This is a genomic window from Sphingobacterium shayense (assembly GCF_013179575.1).
Taxonomy (GTDB): Bacteria; Bacteroidota; Bacteroidia; order Sphingobacteriales; family Sphingobacteriaceae; genus Sphingobacterium; species Sphingobacterium shayense.
In genome coordinates this window covers 1-12387 of sequence record NZ_JABMCQ010000135.1, presented here as the reverse complement: position 1 = coordinate 12387, position 12387 = coordinate 1, and the positions used below count along the sequence as shown (strand labels likewise).

At 40.6% G+C, this 12387-nt stretch carries 9 protein-coding genes; 8 read left to right on the top strand and 1 reads right to left on the bottom strand.

The genetic code is table 11. The features are described 5' to 3' along the window. On the bottom strand, positions 1-1584 hold a 1584-nt coding region (nirB, locus tag HP439_RS14265), incomplete at its 3' end, for a nitrite reductase large subunit NirB (RefSeq protein ID WP_172391011.1). A gap of 210 nt (positions 1585-1794) precedes the next feature. On the opposite strand from nirB, the gene cobA reads away from it, so the two are divergent. The 8 genes from cobA to HP439_RS14225 all read left to right on the top strand — a co-directional run. Further along, positions 1795-2544, top strand: a complete 750-nt coding sequence (gene cobA / locus HP439_RS14260; protein ID WP_172391010.1) for a uroporphyrinogen-III C-methyltransferase — start codon at positions 1795-1797, stop codon at positions 2542-2544. 9 nt (positions 2545-2553) lie between these two features. After that, on the top strand, positions 2554-3504 hold the full coding sequence (locus tag HP439_RS14255) for a molybdopterin-binding protein (RefSeq protein WP_172391009.1): 951 nt from the start codon (positions 2554-2556) through the stop codon (positions 3502-3504). 1 nt (position 3505) lies between these two features. Continuing rightward, positions 3506-4690, top strand: a complete 1185-nt coding sequence (locus HP439_RS14250) for a molybdopterin molybdotransferase MoeA (protein ID WP_172391008.1) — start codon at positions 3506-3508, stop codon at positions 4688-4690. Positions 4691-4708: 18 nt separating this feature from the next. Continuing rightward, complete coding sequence (locus HP439_RS14245; protein WP_172391007.1) at positions 4709-6031, top strand: MFS transporter; 1323 nt, start codon at positions 4709-4711, stop codon at positions 6029-6031. After that, the gene (locus HP439_RS14240; protein ID WP_172391006.1) at positions 6031-9564 is read left to right on the top strand and encodes a nitrate reductase; all 3534 of its coding nucleotides are present in this window, start codon (positions 6031-6033) and stop codon (positions 9562-9564) included. The genes HP439_RS14245 and HP439_RS14240 overlap by 1 nt, the downstream gene beginning before the upstream one ends. Next, positions 9554-11011, top strand: coding sequence for a rubredoxin (locus HP439_RS14235; RefSeq protein WP_172391005.1), 1458 nt, complete (start codon positions 9554-9556; stop codon positions 11009-11011). Before HP439_RS14240 ends, HP439_RS14235 begins: the two co-directional genes overlap by 11 nt. Positions 11012-11017: 6 nt before the next feature. Continuing rightward, positions 11018-11593, top strand: coding sequence for a molybdenum cofactor guanylyltransferase (locus HP439_RS14230; RefSeq protein WP_172391004.1), 576 nt, complete (start codon positions 11018-11020; stop codon positions 11591-11593). A gap of 168 nt (positions 11594-11761) precedes the next feature. Further along, positions 11762-12387, top strand: a 626-nt coding sequence (locus HP439_RS14225; protein ID WP_172391003.1) for a DUF808 family protein, incomplete at its 3' end; no start/stop codon positions are given.

Sequence of the window (12387 nt, the reverse complement as noted above, 5' to 3'; positions counted from 1 at the left end):
GGAAGAAACAATAGGTTTGCAAATTTCACAACCGTCGCCGGTGCCTAAGGCGTCAATTGTGGTGTCGAAGTTTTTTAGCTCATGAATCTTAACTAGGTCGTATAGTTCTTGTCGGCTAAGGTTAAAATGCTCGCAGATTGTGTTTCTAATGTATTTTCCTTGAGATTTTAGTGTGTTGTTGACTAGGTCTTTAATCATTGGTACACATCCTCCACAGCCAGAACCTGCCTTTGTACATCTTTTAACCGCTTCCGTGTTTTCACAACCATGGTTGGTGACAGCCTCGGTTATTTTTGCTTTTGTGATTCCTTCGCAACTACAAATTAGCGCGTCATTTGGAAGTGCATCTATTCCGTTAAGGCTTGATTTGTTCTCAGAGGTTGGTCCGTAAAGCAATATTTCTGGATGTTCCGGTAGCGGGAGTTTATTCGCTGATGTTTGTAATAATATGTTATAATCTGAGGCGTCGCCAACTAAAATCCCTCCAAGTAGTTGTTGCCCGCAGGTGCTAATGTTTAATCTCTTATAAATCCCTTTGTTTTTGTCTTCAATAACTAAAGTGTGGGCGTGTGGCTCTTCAATAAATGGATCGCCAAAGCTCGCTACATCAACGCCCATTAACTTAAGTTTTGTACTCATGTCGAATCCGGTGAACGTTTTCGATTCCCCGACGATGTGTAAGGCGGCCACCTCGGCCATTTCGTATCCTGGAGCGATCAGTCCATAAATCATTTCGTTATGTAATGCACATTCGCCAATTGCATATATAGAAGGGTCGGAGGTTTGCATTTGATTATTTACGAGTATCCCTCCTCGTGGACCAATCTCTAAGCCGATTTTCTTCGCTAACTCATCCCTTGGGCGTATCCCCGCTGAGATGATGAGCAAATCTGTTTCAATTTTGCTGTTATCGGCGAATTCGACACCGGTTATTTTTTCTTCTCCAAGAAGTCGTGATGTTGCTTTTTGGAGTAAACAGGTTACGCCAAGTTGTTTTAGTTTGGCCTGTAATAGGTGGCTTGCGCGATCATCGATTTGCCTAGGCATTAGGCGTGGTGCAAACTCAATAACCGATGACTCTTGGATGCCTAAATCTAGGAGTGCTTTTGCTGCTTCGAGTCCGAGTAGTCCACCGCCCATCACTGTGCCTTTTTTTGCGTTCTTGGCATAGGATTTTATAAGGTCTAGATCCTCAATTGTTCGGTATAAAAAAACGCCTTGTTTATCCGTTCCTGGAATAGTTGGGACAAATGCTGCAGATCCGGTGGCAAAAATAAGATAGTCGTAGTGAATAACAATTCCTTTTAATGATATAACTGTTTTTGATGTTACATTGATGCTTTGGATAGGATCGTTCAGGTGTAATTCTATGTTGTTGTTTATATACCAGTCGGTTTCCGATATATAAAGCTCATCAAGTGTCTTATTTTTAAAGTAATCCGTCAGATGCACGCGGTCATAGGCGCGGAACGGCTCTTCATTGAATACGATTATGTCAAATTCCGGTTCTTTTTGCTTGATTTTTTCACAGAATTTGTTCCCGACCATTCCATTTCCTATAATAACTATCTTTTTGTTTTTCATAACAGAGTTTTTATACTAAAATGCATATTTTTCTATCTTTTTTTGTAAAAATATGTATTTATTTTAAATAAAATCAATAAAAATTAAATTTTACTTCAATATCTCCATTATTATTTTGTTTTTATTGTAAAAAACTAAAGGTGTGTCATATTTTTTTGATAAATTTGATTTTAATTAATTGTTTTATTTTAATTTTTCATATAAAAAATCATGAATACGTTGTTTTTAGTTGGATATGGTCCAGGAGATCCAGATTTATTAACTATAAAAGCTTATAAAACAATAAAATCTGCGCAAGTTATCTTGTTTGATAACTTAATTGATGAGAAGATACTTGAATTGGCTCCAAAAAACTGTATAAAGCTGTATGTAGGCAAGGTTCCGTACGGTAAATATACAGCGCAAGATGAAATTCATAAACTTATATCGTACTTCTGTAGTCGTTATCGGCGTGTAGTTAGATTAAAAGGTGGCGACCCGTATCTTTTCGGTCGGGGTTTTGAAGAGTGGCTACACGCAAAAAAGCTATCCATAGCCATTCAATATATTCCGGGAATCAGTGCAATGCAGGGAGCAGGTTTGAATAATATACCATTGACTCACCGAGGAGTTAGTAATGGTGTATGGGCATTAACCGCCACAAGGCAAGATGATAAGTTTGTTACGGATTTAAATTTAGCCGCGCAAAGTAATTCGACTGTGGTGATTTACATGGGGATGAAAAAGCTTTCTGAAATTGCTCGTATCTATGTAATGCAAGGAAAAGCGGACACACCGGCCGCAATTATTCAGTCTGCTTCTCTGATAAGTCAAAAGAAAGCTTTCTGTCGAGTTGGTGATTTGGTCAAAGCTAGTAAAGTTCACGACCTAGGAAATCCCGCTATAATCGTTATTGGTGATGTCGTTCATTTACAACAGGAAGTCCAATATGCTGATCAACCCGCTCGAGATGTTATCTAAACTCAAAAAATGAATAATATGTTTGACATTAGCGATTATACCCTTACACGACGAAAAAGTTCAGCCACTTCGGTTGTTTACAGCAGTCAACAATGTATTGACCTACTGAAAATTAACAAAGCTAATTCCGAAATTCTGTTTTCTCTCGCAAGATCTGCTGGATATATTGGGGCAAAATTAACTCCACAGGTATTTGCTCGAAGGCATGTGCTATCGATAGATTCTTTGGATATCACGTTCAGCTATATCTACCCAGATACAGACAAAATCTATTTTGAGAATTATAGCTCCTTTGAAGCTGGGATATTAATTTATGCAGTCGCTAGTTCAATTGGACGCGCGCCGGTTGATATGGAGTGTTTATCTGCAGCCGCTGCTACGGGGTTGCAACTGTATGAGCAGTTATATGAACAAGAGCAGAACCTGGAACTAGGTTCGGTAAAACTTCACAACGAAGAGAGAGGGGCATCTGAGTATATACCTTGTAACGTGAAATGCGCAATTTTGGTTTGTTCTGATAGCATCGCCACAGAGCATCGTCAGAACAAAAGCGGGTTTATTATAGAGCAATTGCTTAAAGAAAACAATGTTACTGTTGTTGATCACGTGGTATCTACGTGTGATATCGAATGTATTCGGTTGCAAGTGCGCAATTGGGTGGAACGAGACATAACATTCATCTTTACATGTGGAGGCACAGGGCTAGGTAGTCAGGATATAATCATAGATGCTGTTAGTCCCCTAATAGATAAAAAAGTAGACGGTGTCACTCAACTAATGTACGCCCAGGGGCAGCTGAACAGCCCTAAGGCAATGTTTAGTAGAACACTGGCCGGTACGATTGGGAAATCATTTATTGTAACGTTACCCGGGAGCACCCAGGGCGTAAAGCAATCTCTAAATGCAATCTTACCTGATTTATTTTACGCTCAAAAAATGCTTTTAGCAACAAATTCATAAAATGAACAGTTTGCAGCAAACATTAAAAATAATTAACACAAACGCAGCGCCTTTTACCCGTGCAATGTGTCCTATTGATACGCTAGATAGACATATCCTTGCAGAGGATATCGCGGCGGATAGGGATTATCCTCCGTTTCACCGAGTAGCGATGGATGGTGTTGCTATACGTTATCGAGATTGGGAGCTAGGAATGCGTCAGTTCCGTGTGCGGAAAACGATTTATGCGGGCGATATTGTTGAAGATGAAATCGGATCCGGCGAATGTTTTATCATAATGACGGGAGCGGCTTGCCCCAGGGGGGCTGATGTTATTGTTCGAAAAGAAGATATCCAATACCGCGGAGATCTTGTCGACATAATTTCCAGCGAGATTAAATGTTTTCAAAATATTGCCAAAAAAGGAGAGGATTGTTTGAAGGGAGACCTTATCATCTCCGCCGGGACGCGTTGTAATCCCCCCTTAATAGCAGTTCTGGCTGCGTTCGGGAAATCGAAGGTTTCTGTCATACAAATGCCAACTACAGCTGTTGTCACCACCGGTTCCGAGGTTGTCCAGATTGAACAAAGAGCGACGGTCTTTCAAATACGTAACAGTAACGGCTATCTATTACAATCAATGTTAAAAAAGTGGGGTATTTTACCGGAGTTTAATGCTCACACTCATGATGATAAGGAGTCGTTGCGCGCTACATTGGAAATCGCTCTGAAGCAGAAACTTGTATTGATTAATGGGGGGATTTCGGTTGGCGAAGCTGACTTCGTATTAGAGGTGCTTCAAGATCTTGACGTTGAGATTCTATTTTCGCGAGTCGCTATCCGTCCCGGCAAACCGGTGACAGTTGGGCGCTCCAAAAATGGAACGTTTGTTTTCGCTCTTCCCGGGAATCCCCTTTCCTGTATGCTCACCTTTATTTTATTTGTGGAACACTATTTAATAGCATGTTGCGGATTGCGAGAGCAACGTGCTTTAAAGGCGAGTATTAACTTCTTTCGGAAAAATAAGAGCGGTCTTGATGAATTTTTTCCAGTTCAGTTCAATTCTAATGGATCTGAATTAGAAGAGCTACCCTCTAATGGGTCTGGCGATATCACAGCAGCGCTTGGTGCTATAGGTTTTGGTTGGCACCCCAAAGAGTTGCATGAATTACACCCAGGGCAACTAATTTCTTACATACCATTTTAATCAACTTAACATATTATTATGCACACTCAATATCCATTAAACAAGCTCCGAATATTTTCAACCAAAGGGATACAGATGCGTACATTTCATTTGACATGGATTACGTTCTTTTTCTGTTTTTTTGGTTGGTTCGGTACAGCTCCGCTAATGCCTTTGATCCGTGAACAATTAAATCTTTCCAAAAGCGAAGTTGGGAATATTATTATAGCTTCGGTTTCGGCAACAATATTCGCTAGACTTATCGTAGGGAAGTTATGTGATGTTTGGGGACCACGATTAACCTATACTGGCTTGTTGATCGTAGGATCGTTGCCCGTCATGCTTATTGGTCTTAGCAACAGTTATGAATCACTTTTGTTATTTAGATTCTTCATTGGTATTATAGGAGCTTCCTTTGTTATTACACAATTTCATACCTCATTAATGTTTGCACCTAATATTATTGGTACTGCAAATGCAGTGACTGGAGGATGGGGGAATCTCGGTGGCGGGATAACAAATCTCGTAATGCCTTTAATTGCAATGGGTTTTGCAGCTTTGGGGCTGGTGAGTGAAGAAGATTCTTGGCGACTAGCGATGATTGTCCCCGGAATAATGCTATTAGCTATGGCTTTTTTATATTATCGTTATACCCAAGATACCCCTGCAGGTAATTTTAACCAGTCGAACGTAAAAGGTCATCGAACCCCAAAAAGTAAAGGGTCTTTTATTAGTGCGTTAAAAGATTATCGTGTCTGGGCATTAACGTTGGCTTATGCTGCTTGTTTTGGAATTGAAATTACGGTTGACAATGTGGCCGCGACATTTTTCGTAGACCGTTATGGGACGAGTTTATTATTAGCGGGAGTTATGGCTAGCGTATTTGGAGGAATGAATCTTTTTGCTAGAGCGCTAGGAGGTGTGGTGAGCGATAAAGTAGGACAGTATTTCGGTATAAAAGGAAAGGGGATAGTTCTAGGGCTTTTGTTAATGTTAGAAGGAGTAGCAATAGTTTTTTTCGCATTAGCGAACACGCTTGTACTCGCGATTGTAACTATGGTTATTTTCGCCCTTTTTCTCAAAATGGCTAATGGGTGTACTTATGGGATTGTGCCATTTATAAATCGTGATAATATAGGCAGTGTCAGTGGTATAGTAGGTGCCGGCGGTAATATTGGTGCGATGCTTGTAGGCTTCTTGTTCAAAGCCGAAACGCTTAGCTATGCCGATGCATTTTGGTATATCGGTGTTGGAGTAGTAGTTGTGGGGTGTATAATTCTATTCACTAGATTTCGACGATCTCCCGTACCTGTCGAGAGATACAACAGTGTAACCGTTGAATATAATAAAACAGCTGTATAATGAGTTATGTTTCCAAAAATACATACGGAAGTACGTGCTGTTATTGCGGGGTAGGCTGCGGCGTACAAATTACTCGTGAGACGAGTGAAATGGTAACGGTAGTTCCTGATGCGAATCATCCGGTAAATCAAGGAAAGTTGTGCAGTAAAGGTCTAAACCTCCAATACACAGTGAATGATAAAAGCGATCGCTTATTGTATCCGATGGTTCGTTATAATAAACACATGCCTCAGCAACGCGTAACGTGGGACGAGGCGCTCACACGCACTGTCGCGGCGTTTAAGACGATAATAGAACAGTATGGCCCAGAATCTGTAGGTTTCTATGCTTCTGGACAGTGTCTGACCGAAGAGTACTATGTCGTAAATAAACTTATAAAGGGCTTTATCGGTAGCAACAATATTGATACTAATTCGCGACTATGTATGAGCAGTGCGGTAAGTGCAATGAAAATGAGCCTAGGGGAAGATTCTGTTCCGATATGTTACGACGATATCGAGCTTTCAGACTGTATTCTCGTCGAAGGAGCTAACCCAGCGTGGTGCCACCCGATATTGTGGAGGCGTGTAGAAGCTCATAAAGCAAAAAATCCACACGTGAAGATTATAATAGTTGATCCTAGGGTCACTGACTGCTGCTCAATAGCGGATTTACATTTGCAAATTAATCCGGGAACTGACATGATATTAAATTATGCTATCGGACGAGTGCTTATAGAACGCGGGCACGTTGATTTAGGTTTTATTACCGAGCGCACGAAAGGATTTGAAGAGTATAAAGACGTCGTATCTAGAATAAGTATTTGGGACTCGGCAGAAATATGTGGGGTAGATCCCCAAGAAATCCTGCTCGCGGCAACATATATTGGTGAATCACCAGGGTTTTTAAGCATGTGGACCATGGGGCTAAATCAAAGTGCAAATGGTGTAGATAAAAACTTAAGTCTTATAAATTTAAATTTAATCACTGGAAAGATTGGAAAGGCTGGGGCTGGTCCGTTTTCTCTAACCGGTCAGCCGAATGCAATGGGAGGGAGAGAGGTCGGTGGCCTAGCTAATCTTTTACCTGCACATCGTGATCTCGCGAATGACAAGCATAGGGAAGAGGTACAGAAATTTTGGGGTGGTGTAAAAATTGCAGAGAAGCCCGGTTTGACTGCAACAGAAATGTTTGATGCATTACATGATGGTCGCTTAAAAGCTATTTGGATATTATGTACTAATCCGCTTACAAGTCTTCCTAACGCACGGCTTGTCGAAGAGGCGTTGAGTAAAGCTAAATTCGTTGTTGTGCAAGAGATATCTAATAAAGCACAAACGCTAGAATATGCAGATGTGATTTTGCCTGCAGCGGCTTGGGCGGAAAAAGAGGGTACTATGACTAACTCCGAACGAAGGATCAGCCATGTGCGTAAAGTGATCGATCCGCCCGGCGAAGCGCTACCCGATGCTGAAATTATCTGTCGGTTTGCACAAAAAATGGGATATTCAGGATTTGATTATAAAAATCCAGAGGAAATTTATAAAGAACACGCAAAGCTAACTAAAAATACCCATATAGATATCGACGGTCTTGATTACGGCGAGATTGATCGACAGGGCACTATTCAGTGGCCTTTTGTAAAAAGAACGAAGTCTAGCACAAAGCGCTTGTTCTCGGATGGTATATATTATACGGATAGTAAGCGCGCAATTATCCATAGTTCCTCACAGGGATTGCGTAGTGAATCCACAAACGATGATTATCCTTTTATTTTGACAACTGGACGTATTCGCGACCAGTGGCATACGATGTCGAAGACCGGAAAGGTAAATAAGCTTAATCAACATGTTAATGAATCTTTTGTCGAAATTAACGTCAAAGATGCTGAAGCGATGTCAATTCAGGAGGGACAGCTCATTGATGTGCGTTCACGTAGGGGTCAGGTACGGGTAAAAGCGAAGATCAGTACCTCTATTAAAGCAGGAGTGGTATTTTTACCTATGCACTGGGGGAAGCTGCGTGGTTCAGATTTATTGCGGACTAATAATTTGACAAATGATCTTTTAGATCCGATTTCAAAACAACCTGATTTTAAATATTGTGCCGTACATCTAGAACCTTATAGAAAACCGAAACAACGTGTTGTAATAATAGGCGCAGGCGCAGGTGCCTATGGTTTGGTAACGGCATATAGGGCGCTTAATGAAATAGATGAAATTATTGTTTTTAGCAATGAGGATTTACCTTTTTATAATCGTGTTATGTTGCCACATTATATAGGCGGTGAAATGTCGTGGGAGCAGCTTATTAAAATGGATGATAAACAGGAAATCGCATTCAATATTGAACATATTCGTGGAGTAAGCGTAACTTCAATAGATCGGAAAGGTAAACAGGTATGGGACTCACGTGGTGTACGAACGAATTATGATGTATTGATACTCGCGACAGGAAGCAGACCTGCGATGCCTAAAAATGTTCCAAATTTACCTGGTATTTTTACGATGCGAAAACGTGGTGATGCCGATGCGCTTAAGCGATATTTACCGAAAGGAGGGCATTTGGTAATAGTAGGTGGTGGTTTGCTCGGTTTAGAAATGGCGGCTTCTCTTCGGGAAACTGGGATTGCTATTAGTATTGTTCAACGGGTATCACGATTTCTGAACAGGCAACTGGATCCGTTGGGAAGCCAGCTATTACATCAGGAGATAATAGACCAAGGGTGTAATGTGTATTATAACGATGAAGTACAGCTTTATTATGGTAGGAGCAAGTTACGTCAAGTAGAGTTGAAAAGCGGGCAGCAGATTCAATGTGATGCGGTGTTACTTGCAATAGGGACGACTCCAAATATAGAGCTCGCTAGGGAAGCCGGCTTGGCGTGCAAACGAGGTGTTTTGGTTGATCAATACATGCGAACAAACGACCCAAATATCTATGCCATAGGCGAGGTTGCTGAGTTTCAAGGAATGCTGTATGGCATAACTGCTGCAGCGGAAGAGCAGGCTCAGATTGTAGCGCGGTTTCATAATGGAGATGTCAGTCGTTGTTACCAAGGTAGTTTGTTCATGAATATACTAAAAATTCAAACGTTCGACCTATGTAGTATCGGTATTACTGAATGTCCCAATGAACATTACGAAGAGATCGTTTTTGTAGATAAGGCCAAACGCTATTATAAAAAATGTATTGTCTATCAGGATCGCTTAGTTGGGACTATTCTAATTGGCGATAAAAGTGAATTCACGGAGTTTAAAAATCTAATTGCAAACAAAATAGAGTTAAGTGAAAAACGGATACAACTTTTGCGCAGCGGTAACCAAAGGGATCCAGTGATGGGACGATTGGTCTGTACCTGCAGCCAAGTAGGCGTGGGTAATTTAGAAAAGGCTATTCATGCGGGCTGCAAGGATTTAACAAAACTTTCTGAATCTACGGGTGCCGCACAAGGTTGTGGATCCTGTCGTCCGGAGGTACAGGTGATATTGGATCAAATGCTCGCTTTTGAAAATACTAATGGTAGAAAATCGGGGGTTTCTTATGGCGAATAAGGATAATATGGATATTCAATGGGTCACGGTCAATCTCGTAGGAGGAGTTGTATCGGTCGGTGATTTGCTTACATTGCTTGAAAGTCTAGATCAGCTAGGTATACAGACCGTACGTTTTGGCGCACGTCAGCAAATGTTTTTTCAGGTAGACCAAGAAGAACTTACGGAATTAGAATATGTGTTTTTAAATCTCGACCTTCCTATTTTCGTGGGCAGTGATTATGCACCCAATGTGTTAAGCTCTTACGTAGGAGATGGAATTTTTAACAAACCGGTATGGCTCCGTGAGGGGGTTTATAAAGATATACTAGACGGTTTTGATTTTACTCCAAAGGTGAAAATTAACATAGTGGACAGTACGCAGTCTTTTGCTCCGTATTTTACTGGAAACCTGAATTTTATATCCTCTGATATTAGTAATTATTGGTATCTATATATCCGCTTTCCTAAAACCAATAATTTTTATTGCTGGAAATCGTTGATTTACTCGGGCGATATCGCTCCGTTAAGTGCATTTTTGGACAACAAATTAATGGATTATAGCCCAGTTATTGGTGCGGATCTCGAATCTGAGGCGACAGAGACAGAACGATTCCTGTTTCAAGCGCCAGATACGCCATTTGAGGGCACTACTTTCAAACTTCCATATTATGAGGGGTTTAATTCCTATCATGATAAGCTATGGTTGGGCGTATACAGAAGGAACGAGGAGTTTACCGTTGCATTTTTGAAGGATATGTGTGTTGTGTGCCAACAAAGTCGAATTGCCCAGTTATATACTACACCCTGGAAATCATTAATTATTAAAGATATTCTTATGGAAGATCGTAACAAGTGGGACAATTTACTTGATAAACACCGGATTAATTTACGGCATGCGCTCAATGAATTGAACTGGCAACTAGGTGATCTGTGTGATGAAAGCCTTGAAATGAAACAAACTCTTGTGCAATATTTTAATCAGTTAGATGTTCGTACGTATAAACTATGTTTTGGTATTAAGGTAAGATCTGAGACTGGCGTTTGGGGTTCAGTCATTATTTCTAAATCTAATCGAGATGGCGATCGTCCGTTTTATCGCGTGGAGCACACGACAGATTTTGACCCCAATTCCAAGGAATTGAAGCTATTCAAGGATAAAGTGTCAACGAAAGCACTTGGCGCTGTACTTCTTGAGATATGTGAGTGTTTTTATGTGAATAAACGTGAAGAACTAGAAGAAAAAAGTGAGCCACAGCAAACGGGGATAGACGCGGTATTCGACAAGTTTGTTTATCAATGCTCCCGCTGCATGACCGTGTATGATCCTGACTGGGGAGATCCGGTTCAAGGAATTGATATCGGTGTTTTATTTAATGATTTGCCTTCGACTTATTGTTGTTCTTTTTGCGGAGCCACGAAAAGTCGTTTGTTAATTACTAAACTGGGTAATTATGCTGTAAATTAGTTAAAAATGGATAGTTTGATTGGTTTAGTATTATGCGGAGGGCGGAGTCAACGGATGGGAAGTGACAAGGGTCTGTTGACATCGTCAGGGGGTGTGGCGTGGGTGGTTCGCCAAGTGAGATTGCTTGCAAATTATAACATTGATGTCTGGGTATCGCTACGTGAAGAGCAATATGCAGACTATGAAAATGTATTGCAAGATACTGTGTTTATTCCTGATACGGTCCCCGTCGGAGGACCCTTGGTTGGACTGTTGAGTGCTCATCAAGCGGTATGCGATAAGGACTTTTTAGTTTTGGCATGCGATATGGTTTCTATAGATAGAGCGGCAATTGAACGCCTTATCAAGGAATATAAATTTTCACGGAAAGTAGAAGTATATTTGTACGAACATAACGGAAGATTGGAACCGCTTTGCGCTATATATACAGCAAAAGCTCTGCGTAAAATTTTATCGATGCAGCAACAAAGACATCTTCCAACTTTTTCGCTCCAGAGAATATTAGAAAATTTAAATTGTAAATGCGTTACGCTTACACGTGACGCCCGCTTCCGAAATTATAATTTCCCGACAGATTTATAGTGGCAGATTTGTTTTTATCCTATTTAATAATGTTTCGAAAACAAGGGAGTCTATGGAAAAAAAAGTTATTTTTGCTCGGACGAAGTCTCTAACGAAAACTGTACTGTTATCGTTAAGTGTCATAAAGTCCTTAGTCAAATAATGAACTTTACAACAACTCAATAACATATGGCCTCAGGTTTTTTTGCAATTTTAGATGATATAGCAGCTTTAATGGACGATGTCGCAGTTGCGAGTAAAATCGCTACCCAGAAAACTGCAGGAATATTAGGTGATGACTTAGCTGTGAATGCTGAAAAAGCAACGGGGTTTCTCGCTTCTCGAGAAATTCCGGTCTTATGGGCGATTACAAAAGGATCTTTCATAAATAAGGTGATAATTGTTCCTATAGCTTTGCTGTTAAACGCTTTTGTACCCGTTGCTGTTAAATTTATTTTGATTTTAGGCGGACTTTATCTTGCATATGAGGGGGTGGAAAAAATAATTGAATTTTTATTTCACAGGGAGAAAGAAGGCAAAGAAGTAATCCAAGAACACGAGCAATCGAACTCCCACATGGAGAAAGCTAAAATCAAAGCAGCAATCACAACCGACTTTATCCTATCGATAGAAATAGTGATTATTGCGCTGGGCACGGTACTACACCGGGATTTATCTATACAAATATTGACTGTATCCGTTGTTGCGCTGGCTGCAACTGTAGGTGTATATGGTATAGTAGCTATAATCGTTCGGATGGACGACGCAGGTCTAAAACTAATAACGGTTTCAGGAAACAAGGGCGCATTAAAAAT